Raw genomic sequence first — 24,425 nt, 5'->3', positions numbered from 1 at the left:
TTCGCCGTCACGTTCCGTGATGCGAGCCGGAGCGCCACTCGCTTCTGCCCATCTTCGTCACCGTCCGCTACATCACATCCTGTAGTCGCCCGCCGCTGATCCCGGCGGGAAGGAAGCCCCGGCCGCCCCCAGGCGCCGGGGCTTCCGCATGCCTGGGGAGTTCTCATGCCACGTAGGCCGGACACGCCGTGCTCGTCTTGCGGCAAGCTGCTCTGGTCGGGGACAACATCGCTACCGGCGGGAAGTCTTAAATGCCGACCGTGTCGGCGGGCTGCGAGCAAGGCACCGTGCACTACATGCGGGCTGGAGTTCGACGCCTGGACGGGCGGTCATCGAAGGCGGACGTGCTCATCAGCTTGCGAACGTGAGGCTCGCCTCCGTGCCATCACCGAGGCGCGCCAGGCACCGCGCCCGCTCCGCGCGTGCGAGGACTGCCTAGTTGCAGTGGCCACGTGTGGTGTCGTTGCGCTGTGCGATCGCTGCCGGGTCGTCCGGAAGGCGTTGCGGGACCTTGAGCACTGGCGGCGGAAGAACCGGCGGCGGCGGCTCGATCTCGCCCGTGTGGCGTCGGAGCCGTACACGCTTGTGGAGATCGCCGAGCGGGATGGCTTCTGCTGTCAGATCTGCCGCGATCCGGTGGACATGAAGCTCGTCTGGCCGAAGCTGTGGGCCCCGACGATTGATCACGTCGTACCGGTGGTGGCGGGCGGCGATGACACGCCGGCGAACGTGCAGCTCGCGCATTTCGTGTGCAACAGCCGCAAGGGCGGGCGGCTGGAGCTGGCCTCGTGACGCGCAGCGTGCGCGTGGACCTGGTGGCATCGGTCCGCGGGGACCTGCGGCGGCTGGGCGTCGATGCGAAGAGCACGCTGGCGATGGCCGCGCTGGACATCGCGGTACGGCTCGGTGTGGACGGCGTGCGCCCGACAGCGGCGGCGATGCTGCACAAGGAGCTGCGCGCGACGCTGGAGGCGCTGGAGCGGGTCGCCGCCGGACAACCGGCCGAGGACGCGATCGACGAGCTGCGGACCCGTCGGGCGAACCGTGCCTGAGCTGATCGGCGAGCAGACACCGCGGATCCGATGGGTGCCGGAGTCGTACCGGTCATCGGGGGCTGACGCGGCGGAGCTCGCCGAGACGGCCGGGCTGGTGCTGGATCCGTGGCAACGCCTGGTACTCGACGACGCCCTGGGGGAGCGGCGTGACGGCCGGTGGACGTCGTTCGAGACCGGCCTGGTCGTAGCGCGCCAGAACGGCAAGGGCGCGATCTTCGAGGCCAGAGTGCTCGCCGGCCTGTTCCTGTTCGACGAGCGGCTGATCATGTACTCGTGCCACGAGTTCAAGAGTGCGCAAGAGTTCTTCCGGCGGATCCGGCTCCTGATCGACGGCAAGGACGAGTTCCGACGGCGGGTCCGGAAGATCGTGACGGCGCACGGCGACGAGGGCATCGAGCTCACGACCGGCCAGCGTCTCCGGGTCATCGCCCGCTCGACCGGCAGCGGCCGGGGCTTCAGTGGCGACCTCAACATCTGGGATGAGGCGTTCAACCTCCCTTCGACCGCCGTTGACGCGCAGATGCCTACCATGTCCGCGCGGCCCAACCCGCAGGCGTGGTACGGATCATCGGCCGCGGACAAGGCCATTGCGCCGTGCGAGCAACTCGCCGCGGTGCGCCGCCGGGGCATCGCGGGCGACGATCCCGCGCTGACGTACCTGGAATGGAGCATCGACCCGCACACAGAGCAGTGCGCGCGCGACGCCGAGGGCACTATCACCTGCACCGACCACGACGACCGCGACGACCCGGCAAGCTGGGCGAAGGCGAATCCCAGTCTCGGCATTCGGATCTCGGTCGAGCACGTTCAGCGCGAGTACACCTCGATGTCGCCTACGGGCTTCGACCGCGAGCGCCTATCGGTGGGGAACTGGCCGACCGACAAGGCGAGCCAGTGGACGGTCATCCCCGAGGAGCGGTGGCGGGCGGTCGCCGACGAGCAGTCCGAGGCCGTGGGCCGGGTGGCGTTCGCGATCCACGTCAGCCCGGACCGGAGCTGGGCGGCGATCGCCACGGCGGGCCGCCGCGCTGATGGGCTGCTGCACCTGGAGGTCGTGGACTACCGGCCGGGCACTCGGTGGGTACCGGACCGCGCCGCGCAGCTTCAGAAGCGGTGGGATCCGGTCGCCTGGGTGGTGGACGCAGGCGGCCCCGCGGGGTCGCTGATCGCCGACCTTGAGGCGGTCCGGATCGAGGATCCGCAGACCCGCGAGGTCACCACCCTGGAGATCACCAAGCCGACGGCGCGCGAGGTGGCGCACGCGTTCGGCCAGCTTCTGGACGCTGTGATGCCCGAGGAGGGCGATCCGGGCGCGCGTGTCCGGCCGCATCCGGCGCTCGACGCCGCGGTGGCCGGGGCTGCGACGCGGAAGCTTGGCACCGCGCACGCGTGGGACGCCCTGACCACGGCGGTGGACATCTCGTCGCTGGTCGCGGTGACCAGCGCCGCGTGGGGGTTTGCGACAAAAGGCCATGTCGAGGACGAGGCGCCTGAGCCGTGGGTGCAGTTCGGGTGAGGGGGGCGGCGATGGCTTTGACGATCCCCGTGGAGCGGATCTCGCAGGAGGCCCGGCGGCGCGACGTGCGCGCCGGTCTGCGCAGGCTGGCGCGGCTACTGGTCACGCTCCTAGTAGGTATCCCGTACGTGCTCGGCTGGACTGTGAGCAAGGTCTGGTTGGGGCTCACGATCGCGTGGGTAGCGGCGGGCGAGGGCTGGCGTGACGCGGCCCGCTCGCGGCCGGTGAAGGGCGGCCGGCGGTGAGCGAGACCCCGCTCGTCTTCGTGACGATCGAGTGGGATGGCGCCAGCGGCTGCGAGTCCGAGGCGTTCGGGCCCTGGACGGCCCGTGAGGACGGCTCCCACCTCGACGAGATCGGTGACTTCCTGACGCGGTGGCGGGATGCTGAGGCCAAGTCCGACGCCTCCTACTTCGTCTGGGCGCCGACGTCGCCGGACGCGTACGAGCAGCGGGCGGCCGGCCCCTGATGGGCCTGCTGGAGAGGGTCACGGCGAGGCATGCCGAGCGCTTCGAGCGGCGCTTCGGGTGGGACGACTACCTCAGCCTGTTCGCCGACGGCCCGTTCGGAGCCAGCCTCTACGGGACGGTCACCGGCGGCCAGGAGCGCGTCGAGGGCAACTTCGACGGCATCGTCAACGGCGTCTACAAGCGGTCGGGTGTGGTGTTCGCGTGCCTGCTCGCCCGGCTGCTGGTCTTCTCCGAGGCGCGCTTTCAGTGGCGAGGCTTCAGCCGCGGCGGTCGGCTGGGGGCGCTGTTCGGCGCCCCCGAGCTCGGGCTGCTGGAGCGGCCGTGGCTGGGCGGCTCGACGGGTGATCTGCTGGCGCGGATGGAGCAGGACTCGACGCTGGCCGGCGGGTTCTACGCAACGCGGCGCCGGAATGCGGCCGGCCAGGAGCGCATCGTGCGCATGCGGCCGGACTGGGTGACCATCGTGCTCGGCTCGTATGAGAATCCCGACCTGGAAGCGTTCGACCTGGACTCCGAGCTGATCGGCTACATCTACCAGCCGCCGGGCGGCCAGGCGCAGGTGCTGCTGCCCGAGGAGGTCTGCCACTACGCGCCGGTGCCGGACCCGATCGCCTCCTATCGCGGCATGTCGCTGTTGCAGTCGGTGATCCGCGACATCGAGGGAGACCAGGCGGCCACCACCCACAAGCTGAAGTTCTTCGAGAACGGCGCCTCTCCGAACATGGTCGTGACGATGGACTCGTCGGTCACGCCGGAGGCATTCGCCCGCTTCAAGGCCGTAATGGAGGCCGGTCACGCTGGGGCGCTCAACGCCTTCAAGACCTTGTACTTGGGCGGCGGCGCCGACGTGAAGACCGTCGGCAGCAACTTCCAGGAGATGTCCTACAAGGCCATCCAGGCCCTGGGGGAGACGCGCGTGGCCGCAGCCATGGGTGTGCCGCCGGTCATCGTGGGCCTGTCCGAGGGGCTATCATCTGCCACGTACTCCAACTATGCGCAGGCCAGACGGCGTTTCGGCGACGGTACGTTGCGGCCTTTGTGGCGTAACGCGGCCGGGTCGCTGGCCAGCCTGCTGCCGCCCCGGCCGGGCGCGGAGCTCTGGTACGACGACCGCGACGTGAGCTTCCTGAGAGAAGACCAGAAGGACGCCGCGCAGATCTTCTCCATCCAGGCATCCACGATCGCGAACCTCGTCCGCGAAGGGTTCACCGCCGAGTCGGCGCAGGCCGCCGTCGCCGCTCAGGACTCCAGCCTGCTCGTGCACACCGGCCTGCTCAGCGTGCAGCTTCAGCCACCCGGCACGAAGTTCAAGCAGCCGAACGACTCCGGCCAGTCCGACGAGACCGAAGACGAACCCGAGGACGATGCCGCAGACGACGAAGGCACCGGCCCCGACGAGGAGGAAGAGCAGCAGTGAAGCATCTGATCACCGTGCGGGCGAACGCCGCGCCCGTCAGCCTCCATCCGCGGGCCGCCGCAGAACCCGAAGGACTGGACTCCGCCCCCAACGCCGAGGCCCGCGCCGACAGCGCGGGGGAGCAGGTCATGGTGTTGCGCTTCTCGGCGTTCGGCGTGTGGTACGAAATCAACTCTTGGCATGAGGGCCGCTTTCTGGAACGCGTCCTGCCCGGCACGTTCACCAAGACCATCCAGGAGCGCGGCGACCGGGTGAAGATCTTCTTCAACCACGGGTACGACTACCAGATCGACCAGAAGATCCTCGGCGTGCCCGAGCTGCTGGAGGAGCGCACCGACGGCGTGTGGGCCGAGGTCCCGCTGCTCGACACCTCCTACAACCGCGACCTGATCCCGGGCCTGCGCGCGGGGGGATACGGCTCCAGCTTCATGTTCAACGTGATGGAGGACGTCTGGGTTCATGAGCCGGAGGCGTCCGAGCACAACCCCGAGGGCCTGCCCGAGCGCAGCGTCCTACAGGTGCGCCTGTTCGAGTGCGGGCCGGTCACCTGGCCCGCCAGCCATGCGGCGACCGCTGGCATGCGCTCGGCCGTTGCACTCACCGACTGGTACGGCGAGCAGCTTCGCACCCGCGACTCCGGCCGCCATGACGCGCTCGTGCGCGGCTTCACCGACTTCCGTGCCCGCCACGGACTCCGCACCTCCGACAGTGAGGCCGTCCCGCCCGCCGCCGACCCGCAGCCGGTCGCCGACGAGAGGCAGGACACCACGCCGGACGAGGCCGCGACCACCCCGACCGACGCGCCGGACACCCCGGTAGTGCACCACGCGACAGGTCTCACCCATTCGCAGCGCGACGCCCGGCTGAGGGCGCAGCGCTATTCGTTCCTGACCAGGGAGGCGTCCTGATGGACGAGATCCTGCGCAGGCTCGGTGAGATCGAGACCGAGATGCGCGAACTACACGAGGCCGCCGGCGACGAGGCGCTCACCGCCGAGCAGCAGGCCCGCTGGACCGAGCTGGAGGAGCAGCGCACCGAGCAGCTCCGGCTCCAAGAAGAGGAGCGCGCTCGCCAGGCCGACCTGGACCGGCGGCGGAGCGCGGTGGCCGGGTTCGCCGCGCGCGGCACCACCGAGGCCGGCGACGGCAACCTCGACGTGCGCGGCGTGCAGGTGATGCAGTGCGTCGATCCGTGGGACGGCGCCGACGTGCGGGCCCTGCCGGACCTGAAGGCGCGCGACAAGGCGCTGAAGGCGCTGGAGGACCCCTCGCTGACGGAGCATGCCGACGACGAGCAGCTCGCGCGCGCGATCAAGGTGCTGCGCACCCGCACCCGCGACTGCAACGGCGCGCACGTGGCCCGCCGTCTGCTGATCACGGAGACCGAGCACTACCGCAACGCGTTCATGAAGTTGATCACGCGGGCTCACCCGGTGCTGACTCCGGAGGAGCAGCACGCGGTGGAGGTGTACGAGGAGTACCGGGCCATGTCGATCGGCTCGGACCCGGGCGGCGGCTTCGGCGTCCCGGTGCTGATCGACCCGACCATCATGCTCGTGGCGCAGGGCAGCCCGAACGACATCCTGAACCTCGCCAGGGTGGAGACGATCACCAACGACGAATGGAAGGGTGTGTCGAGCGCGGGCGTGTCCTGGTCGTTCGACCCCGAGTCGGCCGAGGTCAGCGACGACTCACCGACCCTGGCGCAGCCCACCGTGCCCGCACACAAGGCGCAGGGCTACATCCCGTACACGATCGAGGTCGGGATGGACTACCCGGGCTTCGCGTCGGAGATGAGCGTGCTGCTGGACGAGGGCTACCGCGAGCTTCTGGCGCAAAAGCTCACCACCGGCTCCGGCACCAACGAGCCCACGGGCGTGGTCACTAAGCTCGACGCCACCCCCGCCAGTGAGGTCACCGTCACCACCGACGGCGTGTTCGGCGCGGTCGACATCTACAAGCTGTGGGATGCTCTGCCGATCAAGTACCGCAACCGCATGCCGTCGTGGATGAGCAGCACAGACGTCATGAACGAGGTCCGCCAGTTCGGCTCCGGCGGGTCCGGCGGCTCGAACTTCTCGGTCAACCTGACGCAGGAGTCGATCCCGAAGCTGTTCGGCAAGAACTACTACGAGAACGACTTCATGGACGACTTCACGTCCACGACCGGCGCCGCGAACCTGGTGGTCCTGGGCGACTTCAAGAACTACTTGATCGCCCAGCGCGCGGGCATGAGCGTCGAGCTCGTTCCGCACGTGTTCGGCAACACCAACAACCGACCGATCGGCCAGCGCGCCTGGTACGCCTGGGCGCGAGTCGGCGCCGACGTGATCAACACTGCCGGATTCAGGCTCCTTCAAAACCAGTAGCGGTTTCGCATTAACTCCCGCCGGCCGCCTGGGTGGTCGGCCGGCGGGCACCACCACCCGCCACCTCCGAGGAGAGAGGTTCCTGATGGCTTACGTCTTCCCGACCTGTGTCGCGGTCGTCCGGTGGGAGGGAGGCCGCGTCCACCTGAACACTGACCAGCAGTGGCCCGCCGATGACCCGTTCGTCAAGGCCCATCCGGCGCTCTTCGCCGAGGATCCGCAGTCGCCGCAGCGGACCGCACCGGTGGTGGAGCGGGCCACCCAGGCGCCCGGTGAGCGGCGGCAGACCCGTAAGCCGGCCCGGAAGGACGGCCCTGCGGGTGAGTAACGGCACCGTCCTGGGCGCCTACCTGCATCCCAACGTCACCTCGCACAGCTTCTCCGACTCGCTGATGAAGCTGATCTCCCACGACATGGTCAACCATGCGCGGGTGATCCGCGCGGGAGTGCTGCAATTCCGCTGCGGCGCGGGCGGCCTGGTGCAGGCCCGCAACGAAATCGTCCAGCAGTTTCTCGACCGGTCGGACGCCGAGTGGCTGTGGTGCGTGGACTCCGACATGGGCTTCTTGCCGGACACCGTTGACCGCCTGGTCGAGGCGGCCGACCCGGCGGAGCGGCCGGTGGTGGGTGCGCTGTGCTTCGGGCTGCGGGAGGTGGCCCCGGACGGCATGTGCGGCTGGAAGGTGCGGCCCTTCCCGACGATCTACGACTGGGGGCGCGACCCGAAGGGCACCTTCGGCTTTCACGTGCGGCGCGACTACGCGCCGAACGCGCTCACCCAGGTCGCGGGCACGGGCGCCGCGTGCCTGCTGATTCACCGGTCGGCGGCCGAGAAGGTGCGCGCCGACGCGGGTGATGCCTGGTTCGACCCCGTGAACTTCGCGGACGGCCGGCCGGTCGGCGAGGACCTTTCCTTCTGCTACCGGCTGAACAAGATCGGGCTCCCTGTCTTCGTGCACACTGGCGTCCCGACCTCGCATCACAAGCAGATCTGGCTGGGCGAGGAGGAGTACCGGCTGTTCGAGGCGCCCTACCGCGCCGGTGCCGAGGGCGGGGCGGTGAGCGATGCCGCTGGCGAGCGTGTCACCCAAGGCGCCTGACCTCGTCGTGATCGTCCCATCGCGGGGACGACCCCGGTCGGCCGTAGAGCTGATCGCCGCATTCGCGGAAACCTGTGAAGCCGATACCCGCTTGTGGTTCGCCGTCGATGCTGATGACCCGACGCTGGAGGCGTACTCGAAGGCCGTCCTCGGGACGGGGGCGAGCGTCATGATCTGCGAGGCGACGCCCACCGGCATGGTGGCGGCCCTCAACGCGTCCGTGCGCGACTGGCTTCAGTCCGCCGACGCCCCGACGGCGATCGGGTTCATGGGGGATGACCACCGTCCCCGTACGCGCGGCTGGGATGCCGCCTACCTGACCGCTCTGCGTAGCCTGCCCGGCTTCGTGTACGGCAACGATCTGGTCCAGGGAGTGCGCCTGCCCACGCAGGTCGCGATCAGCACGCCGGTGGTGCGGGCGCTCGGGCACATGGCCCCGCCGACCCTGCGGCACATGTACGTGGACAACTACTGGCTGCGGCTCGGTCAGGCGGCCGCATGCATCACCTACCTGCGGAACGTGGTCGTCGAGCACCTGCACCCGGTGGCCGGGACCGCGGCCTGGGATGCGGGCTACCGGCGCGTCAATGCGCGCGAGGTCTACGACCAGGACCGGAAGGCGTTCGAGGCGTACATGAGCGAGCACGGCCACCGTGAGACCCTCGCCGTGATCCAGGCCGCCGCCGCGGTACCGAAGTGACCAGGAAGCGCCTGCGTCCGGCCTACTCGGACGCCGAGCTCAAAGCCCTCTACCGCACGCCGCACGACCATCGCCGGTGGCGGGATCACCGCCTGCGCGTGGACGTGACCGTCGCGGTGGCCCGGTGGATGGCCGGGGACGGCGTCGATGCGGCGGCGGACCTGTCGTGTGGGAACGGCGCGATTCTGTCCGCGGTCCCTGCGGGCGCGAAGTACTTCGGCGACATCGCGCCCGGCTACCGGTTCCAGGGCCCGATCGAGGACACCATCATGCAGATCCCGCAGGTGGACCTGTTCGTGTGCTCGGAGACGCTTGAGCACGTGGACGCGCCCATGCTGGTGCTGGGCCGGATCCGCGACCGTGCCCGCATGCTGGTGCTCTCGACGCCCGTGGACGCCTGGGACGACGACAACCCCGAGCACTACTGGGCCTGGTCGCGCGAGGACATCGAGGAGATGCTCGCCGCCGCCGGGTGGACGCTGCACGTCTACGCCACGGCGGACTTCCGGCCGCAGGGCCTGCCGTACTGCTTCGGCATCTGGGGGGTTCGATGAAGACCGCGCTGGTGACCGGCGCCGCCGGGTTCGTCGGCCGTCACATGCTCGCCGCCCTGTCTGACCGGGGCTGGTCGGTGCATGCGGTCGATGTCGCGCACGGCAGCGACGCCCACGACCTGTACCGCGAGGAGCGCGACCGGTTCGACCTGGTGGTGCATGCGGCGGCGACCGCTCCGCATCGGGCGGCGATCGACGGACTGCCGATGAACCTCGCGCGGGACCTGGCGCTGGATGCCGCGATGTTCACCTGGGCGGTGCGCACCCGGCAGCGGCGGGTGCTGTACCTGTCCAGCAGCGCGGCATACCCCATCGACCTGCAAGACGATCTCGCCGCCGCGATGGACCTGCGCGAGGAGATGATCCGGTTCGACCGGTACAACATCGGTGCTCCGGATGCCTCATACGGGTGGACGAAGCTCACCGGCGAGCGCATGGCCGCAGCCGCGGCGCAGGCCGGGCTCGCCGTGCACATCGTGCGGCCGTTCTCCGGCTACGGCACCGGCCAGGGCGAGCAATGGCCCTTCGGGGCGTTCGTGGCGCGAGCACGACGCCGCGAGGACCCGTTCGTCATCTGGGGCAGCGGCGAGCAGGTCCGCGACTGGATCCACATCGACGACCTTGTGGCCGGCGCGCTGGCCGTGGTGGACGCCGATGTGCGCGAGCCGGTCAACCTCTGCACAGGAATCGGCACGAGCATGCGCGAACTCGCCGCGATGGTGTGCGCCGAGGCGGGATACCGGCCGCGGGTCGAACTGCGCGAGGACGCGCCGGCCGGAGTGGCGTATCGGGTCGGTGACCCGGCCCGGATGTTCGGCATCTACCGGCCGGCGGTGTCGATCGAGGACGGCGTCCGGCGCGCATTGGCGCCGGCCTAACGGTGATCTGAGCAAGGGGGACGCGTGATTATTGACGCGGGTACGGCTGCTGAGGGAGTGGGTGTGGGCGTGCGGCTCGCGCCGACCGATTCCGGCCGGGGGACGACGCTGTGGCAGGTTGAACGATGGGACGCCGACGCGGTCGGCTGGGTGCGACGTAAGTCGGGCCTGGTGTCGCCCGGGGGCCACGTGTTCCGCAAGCTGGGCGTGGCCAGCTACCAGACGACGGAGCACCTGGGAAACGCGATCCTGTCGGCGGGGTGGACGCGGATCCTGAACCTGCTGATCGGCACCGGCTCGACCCAGGCCATGGACGCCACCCATACCCGTATCGGTGTGGGTGACGGGACCACAGCAGTCACCACGGCGGACACCACGCTCACCGGCTCCACGAACAAGTACTTCAAGACCGCCGCAGGAGTGGGCACGATCGGGGCCGGCGCCGGGCCGCCTACGACGACCCTGACGATTTCGGCGACCTTCGGAACGGGCGTAGCGAACTTCGCATGGCAGAAGTTCGGCGTGGACTTCGGGACCACGGACGGCGCGACAGAGGTCGCGCCACTGCTCAACGCAGCGGTGTCGAACCAGGGCACCAAGGCGTCCGGCCAGGTCTGGACGGCCACTGCGACCCTCTCGTGGACCTGATCATCTAACGCCCGGATCGGTAGACGTCCATGGCGATCCGGTTCAGTGGCCCTGGCCAGCGGTACACGGCGTCCCTGGGCCTGGGGGTCCGGACGAGCCTGACGGTCGCCTGCTGGATCAAGATCTCCGTTGACCGGAACACCCGCGTAGTGCCGTGGGTAATCCACAACGGGGCGAGCAACTACCTGTCGCTGGAGATCAACGCCGCCGGTGAAGTCGGCGTCTACACCGAGAACACCACACCCCCCGTGGCTTTCAACACCAACGTGGGGCAGTGGTGCTACGTCGCGGCGACCGTGGACGCCTCGAACGTGAGAATCTCCTACGAGGCGACCGCGTTCTCCAGCGAGTTCTCCAGCGGGTTCTGGGGCATCTCCCATTCGACGAACGCGGCGAGCCTGAGCATCGGCGAGTGGCTGTCCGGAACGAGTGCGTGGCTCAACGGCTGCATGGCCGGACTGAAGATCTGGACGGCCACGCTCACCGCAGACGAGCTCGAAACGGAGGCCACCCAGTACGCCCCGGTCCGAACCGCGGGCCTGGCGGCGTACTACCGGTTCGATGGGCCATCGACGACCGATGACAGCGGCAATGGGCGCACCCTTTCGGGCGGAGCGGGCGTCACGCAGGAGCCGGATCCGGATGACGTCACCGCGGTCGCGCCGACCGACTCAGCATCAGCGGCCGACACACTGACCGCCGCCGCCACCGTGGCGCTCGCGGAGGCCGCCGCGGCAAGCACAGGTGTGGCCGTCGCCGCAGGCCTGGGCGTGGCCGACTCCGGCACAGGCGCCGAAAGTCTCGCGATCGCCGCGATCACACCGCTGGCGGACGCCGCCACGGCCGGCGAGGCGATCAGCAGCGGCATGCCGGTCCCGGTCGCCGACGCGGGCGCAGGTGTGGACGCGTTCCAGGCTGGCGCCGCCGTGGCGCTCAACGAGGGCGGCACCGGTGCCGATGCGCTGTCCATCACCGCGTCACTGCCGCTCGCCGACTCGGCGGTCGCGGCCGACGCGGTCGAGCGTGCGCAGCTCGTGGGCAAGGCGCTCGCCGACGCGGCGACGGCAGGCGATGCCCTGGCGGTGCAGAGCTACATCGTGCGGGAGATCGGCGACCCTGGTCCACCGCGGAGGGCATGGCCGGTGCGCGCCCCGCGCCGCGCCTGGTCGGCGGACCGGCCTCGCCATAGCTGGAGCGTGCGCCCGCCCCGTACTGACGTGCCGCTGGAGGTGTGATGATGCACGATGCGCTGTCGATCTCCAGCCTCAGCCGCGAGTACGTGTACGCATGGGTGGGCGGCGCGCTCGGGATCGAGACCGTGGAGGTGGCCTTCGTGCGGGCCGACGAGCCCGGGAGCGGTGACTGGAAGACCGCCGAATGGGCCAACCTGACCCCAGCGGGCGCGGACGCGCGGATCCTGGTAGGGCCCGGAGGCACCGTGACCCTGACGGACGGGCTGTGGCAAATGTGGGTGCGGGTCACCGCGGTCACCGAGACGCCCGTGCTCTACTCCGGCCCCGTGAACATCTTCTGAGCGCGTTGTGCCGTCGCTGCGCGCTCGTACCACCGCGACCCGCAACGGTGCCAGCTATAACATCGCCTACCCGACCCTAGCCGCAGGGGACGTGCTCGTCCTGGCTCAGTTCGCCGACATCGGGGAGCTGGCCGACATGGCGAACCCTGTCGGTTTCGGTGCCCCGCTGCTGGCGGTGGACGCCTCGTCCGGCAACATGCGCGGCAAGCTGTGGGTCAAGGAGGCCACTGGCAGCGAGTCCGGGAACCTGGCCCTTACACAGGGCACGAACGCCGACGGCGTGGCACACCTGTGGAGTATCCAAGACGCCGGACTGCCTGCCGTTACAGCCTTTTCCATGGCTGGGAGCGGCACCAATGTGACGACGCCGGGGATCACGCCCACCAGCACGTCGGATCTGGAGATCCGCTTCGCCGCCGGGAATGGCAACGGGACCGGCCGTACCTTCACGCCACCTGCGGGGTTCACCGAGCCTGCGGGCGCCGATGCCCACTCGAACGGCTACACGATCGTGGCAGGGGCATACCGCCAGCTCGTCACGGGTGATGCCACGAGCGATGCGAACTTTGTCGCGTCAGGCACGCTTTTCGCCCGGCTCGGGTTCACCATCTCGCTTGGCTCGGGCGAGACGCCGATCTCGATCGCCGATGTCGGCCAGGGCGCGGACGCCATTGGGCTCGCCGCGGCCGTCCCGGCGGGAGATGCCGCAATCGCCGCCGACGCCGTGGCCGTGTCCGCGACGGCCGGCCCGGCGGACAGCGCTGGAGCGGCCGACGCGGTTACCGTGGCGGCTGCCGCCGCGACCGCCGACGCCGCGACCGCTGCGGATGCCATCACTGTGACGGTCGCCACGGGCTTGCCGGACTCGGCGGCCGGGGCCGAGGTGCTCGGCGCGAACGCGGGTGTTGCGGTCGCGGACGCGGCGGCCGGCGCGGATGCGGTTGCGGCCACCGCCGCGGTGGTCCTCGGCGACGCCGGTACGGCGGCCGAGTCCATGCTGAGCGGCCAGCTCCGGCCGGGCGTGGACGCGGGGTTCGGCGCCGACGCCGTGGCTGTGAGCGTGGCTGCCACGCCGGGCGACGTGGGCGGCGCGTCCGATGTGCTCGGCGTGACCACCGTGCTTACCCTCGCGGACGCGGCCGTCGCCGGGGACGGCTTCGTGGCCATCGAGGTCACGCCGATCAGCGTGGCCGACGCCGCGACCGCTGGCGACGTGCTGGCCGTGGTCCGGGATCGCGACGTCGGGCCGGTCGGGCGACCGCGCCGGCACTGGACCGTCCGGGGCCCGCGGCGCGGGGTGGCCGCGGCCCGACCGCTGTAGGGGGTGCTGTGGCCGAGCCGTCGTTCCTCGCCGTCGGCGGATACGCCGCCGCCACCGCGACTCAGGCAGCGGTACCGGTCCCGCCCGGCGCGCAGGCGGGGATGGCGGTCGTCGTCGGCATGTTCATGGACGGGCCGCCTCTGGCGGTGGCTCCCTCGATGCTGCCCGGGTTCGCCGCGGCCGAGGGCGCGCCGGTGCAGATCTCGGACGGGGCGGGCACGCACAGCCTGTACGTGTGGATCAAGCGGCTCACCGCCGCCGACACCGGCACCTACGACTTCGGCTGGAGCGAGGAGCGTTACCAGGAGTCGCAAGCCGTCCTGTACCGGGACGTGGCGGCCACCGGCCTGCTGCTCGACTCGCCCACCGATTCCGCCTGGAGTACCGACGCCATCACCACCAGCCCGCCCGTCGAGGTGACCAGCGTGGGCCCGGACCGGCGACTGGTATGGGCCAGCACGAACTGGTCGGGCGGCGAATGGACGGCGCCGACCGGCTTCACGCGGCGGGTGCAGGACGGCGCACAGATCTGGAGTCTGGCCGATCGCTCGTGGCCCACGGCCGGAGCGACCGGCGCGGTGGTCGGATCCTGCACCGGCAGCGACCGGCGCACCGCCTGGCTCGGCGCGTTGCGTGGCACCACCTCCGACAGCACGCCCGTCGCCGTGGGCGACACGGCGGCGGCTGGCGACGCCCTGGCCGTCGGCGCCACCGTTCCGAGGGCCGATGCCGGCACCGCCGCGGACGCCGTGGCGGTGGCCGCGACCGCGGGCACGACCGACTCCGCATCGGCGGCCGAGACGCTGACGGCCGCCGCCGCGGTGGCAGCCGCCGAGAGCGGCATGGGCGCGGATGGCCTGAGCGTCAGCGGCACCAGTTCGTTCGCCGACGCCGCGGCGTGCGGCGATGCGATGATGGTCGCGGTGCCCGTACCGCTCGCCGATTCGGCGATCGGTGGTGACGCACTGCTGACCGCGGTGGCCGCGCCCCTCGCCGATACCGCGGCCGGGGCCGATGGGCTGGCCGTCGGCGCGCAGGCGCCCATGGCCGACACCGCGGCCGGCGCGGACCAGCTTGCACGCGGCGAGAAGACGGTGGTCGGCGACGCCGGTACGGCGGCCGAGGCGCTGGCGGTACTCGTCACTGCCGGGCTGGAGGAGCACGCGGCGGCCGTCGAGGCGTTCGCTGCGGCAGTGGACGTGACGCTCGCCGACGCCGCGATCGGGCTCGATGTGCTGGCCGTCGCCGGGCCGGCGGCGACCGGCGGATCCATGGCGGGGGCCGACCGTCGTGGAACGGCGATGGCGGGTGTGGCGCGTGTGGGCGCGAGGATGGAGGCGCGGTGAGCTACGACCTCGGGGACGTCGTCCCGCTGCGTGTCACGATCACGGACGCGGACGGCAACCCGGCGAACGCCAGCGCGGTGACGCTGACGATCACCCTGCCGGACGGGACCGTGACCACGGTGGGGCCGGTCGCGCCGACCGAGACCGGCGTCTACGACCACGACTATCCGACCGTCCAGGCCGGGCTGCACGTCGTGCACTGGGCCGCGACGGGCGCGAACGGGTCTGCGTACGACGACGTCTTCGACGTCCAGCCCGCGGCCGTGACCTTCGTCAGCTTGAGTGACGCGCGAGAGCACCTGAAGAAGACCGGGCTCGCGGACGACGACGCGAAGCTCCGGCGGTTCGTCTCGGCCGCCTGCCGCATGATCACGGACCGGATGGGCCATGTCGCGCCGGTCACGCTCAGCATGGAGGGTTCGGGCTGCACAGTGATCCTGGAGCGCCCGGTGATCGCCGTGACCTCCGTCGTGAAGCTGTCCGGCGGCGACGTCGTACCGGCCGCCGACCCGGCCGCGGGGACCACCGGATGGGCCCTTGACAGGGCGGCCGGGGTGCTCACGCTGACGCGGTCCCGCGGCCAGGTGCGGGTCACCTACCGTGCGGGCCGCTCGCCGATTCCGGCGAACTTCCGCTTGGCCGCGCTGGAGCTCACTGGGCACCTGTGGCGGACGTCGCAGCTCAACGGCGGTGGCGGGCGTCCGTCGCTGTCGGCCGACGAGCAGGTGGTGCCCGGTGTCAGCTACGCGCTGCCCTACTCGGTGCGGCAGCTCCTGGGGCTCGACAGGAGGCCCCAGGAAGGACTCCTGGTCGGCTGATACCGACCGCGCCCTGTTCGCCGATCGACGGTCAAGTCCAGCTTGACCTCTGCCAGGTCAAGCCCAGCTTGACCCCGGAACCCCTAGGAGGACACGGCCGATGGAGCCGACCGTAAGCACCGTCCCGGCCTGCCTGCGGGCGCTGGTGGCCGCCGCCGAAAGGGCCGTGCCGCCGCGGGTCGTCCGGGGCCGTGAGGTGCCGGTGACGGTCGTGCTCGGGCAGCCGAACGTCGGCCAGATGGACTCGGACGAGATGGTCCTGATCGCCTTCACAGGCGAACCCGGCGACGCGGCCGTGACCAGCACCCGGACCCAGCGGCAGGCGACACCGGCCCCCGACCGGGAGTCCTACGACGTGACGTGCCTGGCCACGAGCTGGCACGGCCACGACGACGAGCCGCTCCCGGTGCTGGATCGCACGTACGAGATGGTCAATGCGCTGGCCGCGGAGCTGGCCGCCGACGGCACGCTCGGGGGAGTCGTCGGCCGGACACGCATCAGCACCGACCAGCTCGTCCAGGTCCAGACCGATCACGGCGCGACCGCGGTCCTCAGATTCACGGTCCACGTCGAGGCGTTCACGAGGCCGTTCTGATGGCCAGGAAGACCCGGACGTACACCCACGGCGCGGCCGAGATCCGCGAGTTCGCCAGGCAGCTCGGCAAGATGCCGCCGGAGATCCGCCAGGATCTGCGGCCCCGACTCAAGTCCGTCGGCAACAAGGCCCTGGCCAGCGTGCGATTGAGGGCGGCCTGGTCCACCCGGATCCCGCGGGCGACCCGCCTCAAGATCGGCCTGTCCCAGCGAAACCCGGGCCTGGCCATCGAGGTGAACCGGCACAAGGCGCCGCACGCCCGACCGTACGAGCACAACGACGAAGACGGCATCTTCCTGGCGCCGTTCTTCGGCAACAAGGACGGCCGCTGGTACGGGCACCGGGCGCGGCCGTTCTTGGTCCGAGGCGCCCGGCCCTGGTTCGCGACGGCTGACCGCGATGTTGCCGAGGTCGTGGACGAGGTCGCGCGGCGCGCGGGCTTCCGATGACCGATGAGAGAGGACACCCATGGCTCTTAGCGTGCGCGCGCTCGTGCAGCTCGCGGCCGATCTGACCAGCGCGCAGGACCTGACCACCGCGAGCGCACCGCTCAGCGTGGGCCGGCAGGTCACCCTGACCGACGGCGCCGGCCTCAACCAGGCGAACCGCATCTGGTCCGATCAGCGGACCCTCGCCGCGTCCGCCAGCGAGGACATCGACCTCGCCGGGACACTGACCGACCCGTTCGGCGCGACGATCACCCTGGCCCGCGTCAAGGCCCTGATCGTGTCCGCAACAGTCGGAAACGTGAACAACGTCGTGCTCGGTGGCGCGGCGAGCAACGGCTGGGTGGGCCCGTTCGGCGCCGACACGCACACCCTCGCCGTGCGCCCCGGCGGTGTCCTCGCGCTGCTCGCCCCGGACGCCACCGGCTACGCGGTCACCGCGAGCACCGCCGACCTGCTGCACGTCGCCAACTCCGGCGCCGGGTCCGGGGTGACCTATCAGATCGTCGTCGTCGGTGCAGCCAGCTAGGGGGAGCTGTGGAGCTGGAAACCGTGGAGATGATCCACCCGAACCTGCCGGGCCAGTCGGCGCACGTGCCACGGCAGGCCGTGTCCCACCATCAGCGCGCGGGCTGGCGACTCGCTGAGGAGCTGCCGCCGGATCCACCCGCACCTGAGAAGACCGATCAAGCCCCGGCCGCCGCCGGGGCTTCTTCTTTGCCCGAAACCGAGAAGTCGCCGCGGGGTCGGCGCACCAGGGGGGATGAGTAATGCCCGCTACGCCGATCGCCGCGGTCGATCGCTATTGGCCGACCGGTACAGCTAAGTGGCTTTTCTGCCCGAGCGTCGCCAACATTCAGGCGATCACCCGCGCGGAGATCAACGCCGGGACGGACCTGACTCGCGAGGTCGCGGCGACCGAGGGATGGAGCACCACCGGCGAGCTGATTGAGACGCCGGACGGTGACTCGCGGTTCGTCGCGAGGATCCCCGGCAAGATCACCGCAGACGACAGTTCGATCACGTTCTATCTCGACCCGTCCGGTGTAGACGCGAGGGCCCTGTTCCCGCGCGACACCTCGGGCTTTATCGTCCGCATGCCCGGCGGCGACATCGCCGGGCGTCTCTGCGACGTGTTCCCCGTGAGGGTCACGACCGCCACCAAGTTGGTCAACGTCGGCGAGGAAGAGGCCGGGCGCCTTCAGGTCGCTTGCGCGATCGTGCGCGAGCCCGCCGAAGACATCGTCATCCCAGCGTAAGAAGGAGCAAGACCCCCATGGCTCTACTCAGCAAGGACCAGATCTGGCAGGCCCACGACATCACCTATGAGGACGTCGCCGTACCCGAATGGGGCGGCGAGGTCCGCATCAGAGGTCTTCGGGGCGATGAGCGCGACGCCTTCGAGGAGGCGTCGCTCAAGCGCGGCCGAAGTGGTAATCGCGAAGTGAACCTGAAGAACGTCCGGGCGAGATTGGTCGCGGCGTGCGCGATCAACGAGGACGGCAGCCCCATGTTCAACGCGGCGGACGTCCTCAAGCTGGGCTCGAAGGCGGCGGGTGCACTGGAGCGGCTCTTCAGGGTCGCGCAGAGGCTGAGCGGCATGACCGATCAGGACGTGGACGAGCTGGCGGGAAATTCCGACGGCGGCCAGAACGGCAGTTCTACTTCCGACTCGCCGCCCATCTCGGACTTCCCGTCGCCGAGCTCCTCGTTCGGATCTCATCACGCGAGCTGACGGAGTGGAGGGCCTATGAGCGGCTGACCGGGCCGCTCGGCCAGCAGCGTGACGACAACCTCGCAGCGCGTACCGCGTTCTACATCGTCTCGGCGCTGAGCGGCGACAAAGGCCGCAAGCCGAAGTTCTCCGACTTCCTCCCCAACTGGGGCCTGACCAGGGAGGACATCGGTGGCGACGATCAAGAATCTGCTCATCCGGCTGGGGGTGATCGCTGACGTCGATCGCGGCGTCAACGAGACCACCCGCGGCCTGGAGCGTGTCGCCCGCCAGGCCGACGCCACCGACCGGCGGCTCCGCGGCCTGGGCGGCGGCTTCGACGTACTGAGCGGTGCGGCCGGGCGCACCGGCACTGGCCTCCGCTCGGCGGCGACGGCGTTCGCCGGCCTCGGCTCCGCCGCCGGCGGCGCGGCGGGACGACTCGGCTCGCTCGCGTCACAGGTCGGGCGCATCGGGGGCCTGCTGGGTGGCCTCGGCTCCATCGCGGGCCGCGCCGCGGGCGCGCTCGCGGGATTAGGTTCGGCGGCGGCCCGCATCGGTGCCGCCGCCGCGAGCGCCGGGATAGCGATCGGCGCGCTGGCGGCTGCGGCGTCGGCCGCAACGACGGGAGTTGCGGGTCTGGTCGCGGCGCTCGCTCCGGCGGCCGGCGCGCTGGCGGCGCTGCCTGGGGCCGCGCTGCTGTGGAGCGCGGCTCTGGGCACCCTGAAGCTGGGCCTCTCGGGGATCGCTGATGGCTTCGCCGCGGCGATCAGCGGCGACTACCTCAAATTCATGGAGGCCACCAAAGACCTCAGCCAGTCGGCCTCCGAGGTCGCCTACGAGCTGTTCCAGATGGCGCCGGCGTTCCAGCGGCTGAAGGACACGGCCCAGGACGGGATCTTCGGCCCGCTGGTCGGCCAGATGTGGTCGCTGCTGCCGCTGCTGAACGTCTTGAACACCGGCATCGGGGAAGTGGCCGCCGAGTTCGGCCGGGCGGCACTGGCCGCGCTGGAGTTCGCCCGGTCAGCAGAGACCCTCAGAGCGGTCGAGACCGTCTTCCGCGCGACCCGCGATGCCATCGCCGCCCTGATACCCGCGATCCGGCCGGTGCTGGACGGGCTGCGCGATCTCGGTGTGGTCGGCGCGGTCTGGTTGTCCGGGCTGGCGCCGGAGATCGCCGAGGTGGCCACGAGGTTCGGCGAGTGGATGTCGCGGATCGCGGCATCCGGGCAGGCCGTGGCGTGGATGGACGGCGCGCTGGTCGTGCTGCGTCAGCTCGGCGCGATCCTGGGCGATCTCGGCGGGATCGTCGTGGGTGTCCTCCGCGCGGTCCAGGCGTCGGGGACCGGCGTGCTCGGCGTCCTCGGCCAGCTCGTCGATGCGGCGCACGCGTGGGTCGATTCGACGGCCGGCCAAGAGGCGCTGGTCGCCGTGTTCCGGGCGCTGGCGCAGATCGGAGCCACGCTCGTCCCGCTCGTCATCCTGATCGCAGCCGGAATCGCGCAGCTCGCGCCGCTGGTCGCGCAGCTCGCGGTCGCGGTCGGCCCGCTGCTCACCTCGGCGATCTCCGGGCTCATCCCCGCGCTGGCCGCCGTCGCACCTGGGGTCCTCGCGCTGGTCGGCGCCTTGACGGCCGCGGTGCAGATGATCGGCCCTGCCCTGGCCCCGCTGGGAGCCGCGCTCTCCAGCGGCTTGGCCTCGGCTGCACCCCTGCTGGTCACGCTCGGGGCCGCGGTCACCTCCCTGCTGCCCCACCTCCAGGCGCTCATCGTCGCCGTAGGGAACGTATTGGGCCAGCTCAGGCCAGCAGTATCCGCTCTCCTGCCCGCCGCAGCCACGGCTTTGGACGCGATCGGGGAGGCACTGGCCATCGCGGTACGGGCGGCGCTGCCGCTGGCACAGGCGGTAGCAGGAATCGTGTCGGCCGCCGCGCCGCTGGTCTTATTGCTCGCGCAGGTCGCGGTGGCCGCGGTGCAGGCGTTCGGGCCGGTGGTCGTCGCCGCCGCGAACGGGCTGGCCGGGGCGATCTCCGCCCTGGCACCCGGGATTTTCGCGCTGATCGACGGGATCGCGGCCGGAGCACGGGCGATCGCGCCGGCGCTAGCCCCGCTCGGGCAGGTATTGGGCGGCATCCTATCTGCCGCCGGGCCCGTGCTCGCCCAGCTCGGCGGGGCGATCGCCTCACTTCTCCCTGGCGTCCAGGCGCTCGGGAGCGCCTTGGCGGCAGGGATCGGCGCGATCGGCCCGGCGCTGGCCCCGATCGCGAACGCCTTGACCAGCGTGGCCGTAGCCGCCGCTCCACTCGTGCCGCTCCTTGCCGAGGTGGCCGTACTCCTGATCGGCAGCCTGGCCTCCGGCATCCAAACGATCATGCCCGCAGTGGTCGCGCTCGGCCAGGGGATCGCCGCTCTGCTGCCCGGGGCACAGGCGCTCCTATCGGGGCTCGCGACAGGGATCGCCGCACTTGGCCCTGCCCTCCAGCCGCTCGGGCAGGCGATCAGCGGCGTCCTCGTCGCGCTGGCCCCGCTTCTGCCGATCGCCGGGCAGCTCGCAGCGGTGATCACCACGGCGCTCACCGGCGCGATCCGGACATTGACGCCCGCCTTGGTGCCTGTGGTGGATGGACTCGGCCAGCTCGCAGCCGCGATAGGGCCGCTGATAGGGCAGGTAGTGCAACTCGCCGCCCAGTTTTTGAGCGCGCTTCTACCCGCCGTTGCCCCACTTCTGCCGACGCTGGGCCAGCTCGCCCAGGCGGCCCTTCCCGCCCTGGTGGGGATCGTCCAGGCCGGCACCCCGCTCCTTGGCCAGCTCAGCGACATCCTGCGCGAGGTCCTCCAGGCGATGTCGCCTCTGCTGCCGGTGGTCGGCCAGGTGGCGAGCATCCTGGGGGACGCGTTGATCGGCGCGATCAGCACACTTCTGGGCGCGGTGCAGCCGCTTGTCCCGCTGATCTCGGACCTCGCGGCCACGATGGGAGCCTCGCTACTGTCCGTCGCGGTCGCCGCGGCTCCGGTACTCACCCAGCTCGCCAACGTGGTCGCCGGGCTCGTCACTGCGGCGATGCCGCTCCTTCCGATCCTGATCAAGATCGCAGCGGTGATCGGGACCACCGTGCTCACGGTCCTGTCCACCCTGCTCAAGGCGATCGTTCCACTGCTGCCGTCGATCGGGCGCCTGGCAGAGGTGGTCGGCGACCTGCTGCGCATGGCCCTTGAGACGATCGCGCCGTTCATTCTGAGGGTCACAGAGGCGATCGCCCAGCTTCTGCCGATCTTGACCCCGGTGATCGACCTGGTGGCCAAGGTCGCAGGGCAGATCGGACAGATCCTCGTCCAGGCGGTCGGGCAACTTCTCGACGCCTTGACGCCACTACTGCCGGTGATCGTCGATGTCGTGACCACGCTCGGGCAGAGCCTGACCGACGCCCTGACCGCCCTCGCACCGCTGATCATCAAGGTCGTCGAGGCGATCGTCGGGCTGCTGCCCGCCGTGACGCCGCTGATCCAGATCGTGATGGACCTGGTTCAGGCGTTCATGCCGCTCATCCAGGCGATTCTGCCCGTGATCGTCGATCTGGCGACGGCACTGTCACCACTGATCGAGACGATCGCCAAGCTTTTCGGTGGCCTGCTCAACGCTGTGATGCCGCTCGTCAAGTCATTCGCCGACCTGATCGCCGCGATCCTGCCTCTCCTGGATCCGCTCATCCAGATCATCAATATCATTCTGCCGCCGCTTATCGGCCTTGTGGCGACGCTCGCCGATTTCCTTGTCGCGATTCTTGTTCCCGCCATTGAGGCTATTGCGACGGTCGTGAAGTGGGTCGTTAATCTGGTGGTCGGTGCGTTCAAGTGGCTTTATGACGTCCTCGTCGGGCATTCGATCATCCCCGACATGATCAACGCGATAAAGGCGTGGTTCGACAAAGCCCTCCAATGGGTGACCGGTATTGTCAACGGCATCAAAGACGTGATCGTCCGAGTGGTCACAGCGATCTCGGACTGGTGGAGCCGCACCTGGGAGGCAATCACCGGGCGCGTGGCGCGCAACTGGGAGATCATCCGGACGCTGGTCGGCAACGCCATCGAAGCCGTGCGGACGATTATCTCCAACATCATGTCCACGATCCGGGATCGATGGAATGAGGCATGGGACCGCGTGACCGGTGCCCTCGGCCAGGCGTGGGAGGCGATCCGGCGCGCCGTGTCGGACGGCATCAATACCGTGCTTAATTTCTTTCGAAATCTTCCGGGCCAGATCGCCGGAGCTCTTGGCAATCTCGGCGGAACCCTATTCAATGCGGGCCGTGACCTCATCAATGGATTGTGGAACGGCTTGGTCAGTATGTGGGAATGGTTTAAGAACGCCATCTACAATTTCTTTTCCTCGATTATGCCGCAATGGGTCAAAGACGCGTTGGGAATCCGATCGCCGTCGAAGCTGTTCGCGGAGATCGGGAAGATGCTGCCCGCCGGCCTCGTCGCCGGCATGGACGGCGCGCTCGGCATGGTCACCGCGGCGGCCGACCGCATGGCCGCCGCCGCGACGATCGGCGTCATCGGAACCATGGCCACCGCGGCACCCGCCGAGATGCTCGCCGGGGCCGTCGCAGCGCCCGTGGCGGCGGGCGGCGGACGGGGAGGGGGGAACGTCATCGAGAACGTCATCCTCACCGTGAACGTGGAAGGAGTCGTCGATCTCCGCAGTGACGACGCCGGGGCGCGCAGGCTCGGCCTACAGATCCGCGAGGTTCTGCGCAACCTCGACCGGGAGCAGATGTGATCGTCGGCCGCGTCACGCTGACCGAGCCGCACACCGTGGACGAGACCGGCGAGGCGGCGATGACCCTGTCCGGCCGGGAGGCATGGCCGATCATCACGCGCGGGGAGGTGCTGGCCCGGCATGAGGCGGTGCTGGGCCAGCGCGGTGCGCTGGTCGCCGTCCTCTTCGGCCAGAAGGACGAGCGCAACGGTTACTACACCGTGACGTCCAGTTCCTCGAACCTGACCGACTTCGCCGGGTACTCCGGCTGGGCGGACTGGTCGCTGTCGCTCGTGCGCCACGGGCCAGACAACGTGATCGACCTGGAGAGCAGGCTCACCGGCGCCGTCCGAGCGAACGACTTCTCGCTGAGCGGCGAGCGCTGGCACGCGCCCGCCATCGGCGCGTACGGCTACTACACCGGCTCGACGACGGCGAGCACGATGGTCCGAACCGGGGAGGACGGGCCGATCACCGTCTACCGGCAGGTGCCCGCCGGGGTGTCGCCGCGGTGGGGTTGTGCGGTCGGCGACTACCTGCGCGGCCGGGTCCGGCTCCGGACGGGGTACCCGCCGCGCGAGCTGACAGGGCTGACGGCCGCGGTGGACGTGGATCAGTGGGAGCTGTCCAACGGGCTCGTCAGGGCCAGGCGCAGCTACACCGCCGGGTCGATGGAGGTCGGGAGCTACACCGGCGGCTGGAAGCCGAAGGTCTGGAACATCGACATCGGATCGGGGCCGATCACCTCATGGGAGTCGGTGACGATCCTCCGAAACGACCCGGAGGCGGCGACGCTGCGGCTCACCGAGTCGCGCGCGCCCGGCCGGGTCGCCGTAGACCTCACGGTGCGCAGGGGGTCTCGCACCGTTGAGGTCTACGTGCAGCGTGGAGACAGCGGAACGATCAGCGTCTACCTGGCCAGCGCAGAGACGATGACCGACAGCACGTCGTATGTGGTCCGCCCGACGGACGACGCGGACGGGAACCGGGCCATCGCCGGATCGGCGCGGAACTTCGACCCGCACGCTGCCGGCGGCCTGACGAAGACCAGCACGACGGTCCTGGACTGCTGGCTGGGCGTGGTGGCGGGAGGGGGGAGCGCGGTGTCCGGCGATCAGGCGGCGCACCTGCGTGACCAGTACATCGGCGCGCTGCCCGAAACCACAGCGGCGGTACGTAGATGA

The 24,425-nt window shown here is 70.3% G+C and carries 27 protein-coding genes; all 27 read left to right on the top strand.

The annotated features are described in order from the left end of the window. The first annotated feature begins 501 nt into the window (after nt 1-501). Nucleotides 502-792 carry an HNH endonuclease gene (locus C1I98_RS41215; RefSeq protein ID WP_158557934.1) on the top strand — a complete coding sequence of 97 codons (291 nt, stop codon included), beginning with the start codon at nt 502-504 and terminating at the stop codon, nt 790-792. Further along, complete coding sequence (locus C1I98_RS06220) at nt 789-1,052, top strand: hypothetical protein (RefSeq protein WP_111166110.1); 264 nt, start codon at nt 789-791, stop codon at nt 1,050-1,052. Before C1I98_RS41215 ends, C1I98_RS06220 begins: the two co-directional genes overlap by 4 nt. Continuing rightward, nucleotides 1,045-2,571 (top strand): terminase large subunit domain-containing protein, encoded by a 1,527-nt coding sequence (locus tag C1I98_RS06215; RefSeq protein ID WP_111166109.1) that lies wholly within the window; start codon nt 1,045-1,047, stop codon nt 2,569-2,571. Before C1I98_RS06220 ends, C1I98_RS06215 begins: the two co-directional genes overlap by 8 nt. 11 nt (nt 2,572-2,582) lie before the next feature. Beyond that, the gene (locus tag C1I98_RS06210; RefSeq protein ID WP_146607307.1) at nt 2,583-2,816 is read left to right on the top strand and encodes a hypothetical protein; all 234 of its coding nucleotides are present in this window, start codon (nt 2,583-2,585) and stop codon (nt 2,814-2,816) included. After that, complete coding sequence (locus tag C1I98_RS06205; protein ID WP_111166107.1) at nt 2,813-3,040, top strand: hypothetical protein; 228 nt, start codon at nt 2,813-2,815, stop codon at nt 3,038-3,040. Before C1I98_RS06210 ends, C1I98_RS06205 begins: the two co-directional genes overlap by 4 nt. After that, nucleotides 3,040-4,458 (top strand): phage portal protein, encoded by a 1,419-nt coding sequence (locus C1I98_RS06200; protein ID WP_111166106.1) that lies wholly within the window; start codon nt 3,040-3,042, stop codon nt 4,456-4,458. The genes C1I98_RS06205 and C1I98_RS06200 overlap by 1 nt, the downstream gene beginning before the upstream one ends. Continuing rightward, complete coding sequence (locus tag C1I98_RS06195; RefSeq protein ID WP_111166105.1) at nt 4,455-5,366, top strand: HK97 family phage prohead protease; 912 nt, start codon at nt 4,455-4,457, stop codon at nt 5,364-5,366. Before C1I98_RS06200 ends, C1I98_RS06195 begins: the two co-directional genes overlap by 4 nt. Continuing rightward, a complete protein-coding gene (locus C1I98_RS06190) occupies nt 5,366-6,826 on the top strand; it encodes a phage major capsid protein (RefSeq protein WP_111166104.1) in 1,461 nt (486 codons plus the stop codon). The genes C1I98_RS06195 and C1I98_RS06190 overlap by 1 nt, the downstream gene beginning before the upstream one ends. Nucleotides 6,827-6,911: 85 nt before the next feature. Continuing rightward, nucleotides 6,912-7,154, top strand: coding sequence for a hypothetical protein (locus C1I98_RS06185; RefSeq protein WP_111166103.1), 243 nt, complete (start codon nt 6,912-6,914; stop codon nt 7,152-7,154). After that, complete coding sequence (locus C1I98_RS06180) at nt 7,147-7,926, top strand: glycosyltransferase family 2 protein (protein WP_111166102.1); 780 nt, start codon at nt 7,147-7,149, stop codon at nt 7,924-7,926. Before C1I98_RS06185 ends, C1I98_RS06180 begins: the two co-directional genes overlap by 8 nt. A gap of 91 nt (nt 7,927-8,017) precedes the next feature. Continuing rightward, nucleotides 8,018-8,626 (top strand): hypothetical protein, encoded by a 609-nt coding sequence (locus C1I98_RS06175; RefSeq protein WP_111166101.1) that lies wholly within the window; start codon nt 8,018-8,020, stop codon nt 8,624-8,626. Further along, a complete protein-coding gene (locus C1I98_RS06170; protein WP_111166100.1) occupies nt 8,623-9,180 on the top strand; it encodes a class I SAM-dependent methyltransferase in 558 nt (185 codons plus the stop codon). Before C1I98_RS06175 ends, C1I98_RS06170 begins: the two co-directional genes overlap by 4 nt. Further along, nucleotides 9,177-10,058, top strand: coding sequence for an NAD-dependent epimerase/dehydratase family protein (locus C1I98_RS06165; RefSeq protein WP_111166099.1), 882 nt, complete (start codon nt 9,177-9,179; stop codon nt 10,056-10,058). The genes C1I98_RS06170 and C1I98_RS06165 overlap by 4 nt, the downstream gene beginning before the upstream one ends. Before the next feature lie 63 nt (nt 10,059-10,121). Continuing rightward, on the top strand, nt 10,122-10,706 hold the full coding sequence (locus C1I98_RS06160) for a hypothetical protein (protein WP_111166098.1): 585 nt from the start codon (nt 10,122-10,124) through the stop codon (nt 10,704-10,706). Between the two features lie 29 nt (nt 10,707-10,735). Then, nucleotides 10,736-11,941 carry a LamG-like jellyroll fold domain-containing protein gene (locus C1I98_RS06155; RefSeq protein WP_111166097.1) on the top strand — a complete coding sequence of 402 codons (1,206 nt, stop codon included), beginning with the start codon at nt 10,736-10,738 and terminating at the stop codon, nt 11,939-11,941. Continuing rightward, nucleotides 11,941-12,240 carry a hypothetical protein gene (locus C1I98_RS06150; protein ID WP_111166096.1) on the top strand — a complete coding sequence of 100 codons (300 nt, stop codon included), beginning with the start codon at nt 11,941-11,943 and terminating at the stop codon, nt 12,238-12,240. The genes C1I98_RS06155 and C1I98_RS06150 overlap by 1 nt, the downstream gene beginning before the upstream one ends. A 7-nt stretch (nt 12,241-12,247) precedes the next feature. Next, entirely contained in the window at nt 12,248-13,561 is a 1,314-nt protein-coding gene (locus C1I98_RS06145; RefSeq protein WP_111166095.1) for a hypothetical protein, read from the top strand. Nucleotides 13,562-13,569: 8 nt separating this feature from the next. Beyond that, nucleotides 13,570-14,907: a hypothetical protein gene (locus tag C1I98_RS06140; RefSeq protein ID WP_111166094.1), complete on the top strand. Its 1,338-nt coding sequence runs from the start codon at nt 13,570-13,572 to the stop codon at nt 14,905-14,907. Continuing rightward, complete coding sequence (locus C1I98_RS06135; protein ID WP_111166093.1) at nt 14,904-15,725, top strand: hypothetical protein; 822 nt, start codon at nt 14,904-14,906, stop codon at nt 15,723-15,725. The genes C1I98_RS06140 and C1I98_RS06135 overlap by 4 nt, the downstream gene beginning before the upstream one ends. A 100-nt stretch (nt 15,726-15,825) precedes the next feature. Next, a complete protein-coding gene (locus C1I98_RS06130) occupies nt 15,826-16,320 on the top strand; it encodes a hypothetical protein (RefSeq protein ID WP_111166092.1) in 495 nt (164 codons plus the stop codon). Then, nucleotides 16,320-16,769: an HK97 gp10 family phage protein gene (locus C1I98_RS06125; RefSeq protein WP_111166091.1), complete on the top strand. Its 450-nt coding sequence runs from the start codon at nt 16,320-16,322 to the stop codon at nt 16,767-16,769. The genes C1I98_RS06130 and C1I98_RS06125 overlap by 1 nt, the downstream gene beginning before the upstream one ends. Nucleotides 16,770-16,800: 31 nt before the next feature. Further along, the gene (locus C1I98_RS06120) at nt 16,801-17,295 is read left to right on the top strand and encodes a hypothetical protein (RefSeq protein WP_233507239.1); all 495 of its coding nucleotides are present in this window, start codon (nt 16,801-16,803) and stop codon (nt 17,293-17,295) included. Between the two features lie 241 nt (nt 17,296-17,536). After that, nucleotides 17,537-18,025 (top strand): phage tail tube protein, encoded by a 489-nt coding sequence (locus C1I98_RS06115; protein WP_111166089.1) that lies wholly within the window; start codon nt 17,537-17,539, stop codon nt 18,023-18,025. A gap of 17 nt (nt 18,026-18,042) precedes the next feature. Continuing rightward, nucleotides 18,043-18,501, top strand: coding sequence for a hypothetical protein (locus C1I98_RS43620; protein WP_233507237.1), 459 nt, complete (start codon nt 18,043-18,045; stop codon nt 18,499-18,501). Continuing rightward, a complete protein-coding gene (locus C1I98_RS44915) occupies nt 18,483-18,719 on the top strand; it encodes a phage tail assembly protein T (protein ID WP_111166113.1) in 237 nt (78 codons plus the stop codon). The genes C1I98_RS43620 and C1I98_RS44915 overlap by 19 nt, the downstream gene beginning before the upstream one ends. Beyond that, nucleotides 18,673-23,262: a hypothetical protein gene (locus C1I98_RS06100; RefSeq protein WP_111166088.1), complete on the top strand. Its 4,590-nt coding sequence runs from the start codon at nt 18,673-18,675 to the stop codon at nt 23,260-23,262. The genes C1I98_RS44915 and C1I98_RS06100 overlap by 47 nt, the downstream gene beginning before the upstream one ends. Continuing rightward, nucleotides 23,259-24,425 carry a hypothetical protein gene (locus C1I98_RS06095; RefSeq protein ID WP_111166087.1) on the top strand — a complete coding sequence of 389 codons (1,167 nt, stop codon included), beginning with the start codon at nt 23,259-23,261 and terminating at the stop codon, nt 24,423-24,425. Before C1I98_RS06100 ends, C1I98_RS06095 begins: the two co-directional genes overlap by 4 nt.

Source organism: Spongiactinospora gelatinilytica (genome assembly GCF_003236385.1).
GTDB classification, from domain to species: domain Bacteria; phylum Actinomycetota; class Actinomycetes; order Streptosporangiales; family Streptosporangiaceae; genus Spongiactinospora; species Spongiactinospora gelatinilytica.
Note: the sequence above shows the minus strand (reverse complement) of the source record. Positions and strands in the feature narration are given on the sequence as shown.

Bases quoted from the DNA above. Each gene is read 5' to 3' on its own strand.
- C1I98_RS06210 (WP_146607307.1), top strand. From the start codon at position 2,583: ATGGCTTTGACGATCCCCGTGGAGCGGATCTCGCAGGAGGCCCGGCGG.
- C1I98_RS06200 (WP_111166106.1), top strand. From the start codon at position 3,040: ATGGGCCTGCTGGAGAGGGTCACGGCGAGGCATGCCGAGCGCTTCGAG.
- C1I98_RS06190 (WP_111166104.1), top strand. From the start codon at position 5,366: ATGGACGAGATCCTGCGCAGGCTCGGTGAGATCGAGACCGAGATGCGC.
- C1I98_RS06185 (WP_111166103.1), top strand. From the start codon at position 6,912: ATGGCTTACGTCTTCCCGACCTGTGTCGCGGTCGTCCGGTGGGAGGGA.
- C1I98_RS06165 (WP_111166099.1), top strand. From the start codon at position 9,177: ATGAAGACCGCGCTGGTGACCGGCGCCGCCGGGTTCGTCGGCCGTCAC.
- C1I98_RS06155 (WP_111166097.1), top strand. From the start codon at position 10,736: ATGGCGATCCGGTTCAGTGGCCCTGGCCAGCGGTACACGGCGTCCCTG.
- C1I98_RS06150 (WP_111166096.1), top strand. From the start codon at position 11,941: ATGATGCACGATGCGCTGTCGATCTCCAGCCTCAGCCGCGAGTACGTG.
- C1I98_RS06130 (WP_111166092.1), top strand. From the start codon at position 15,826: ATGGAGCCGACCGTAAGCACCGTCCCGGCCTGCCTGCGGGCGCTGGTG.
- C1I98_RS06125 (WP_111166091.1), top strand. From the start codon at position 16,320: ATGGCCAGGAAGACCCGGACGTACACCCACGGCGCGGCCGAGATCCGC.
- C1I98_RS06115 (WP_111166089.1), top strand. From the start codon at position 17,537: ATGCCCGCTACGCCGATCGCCGCGGTCGATCGCTATTGGCCGACCGGT.
- C1I98_RS43620 (WP_233507237.1), top strand. From the start codon at position 18,043: ATGGCTCTACTCAGCAAGGACCAGATCTGGCAGGCCCACGACATCACC.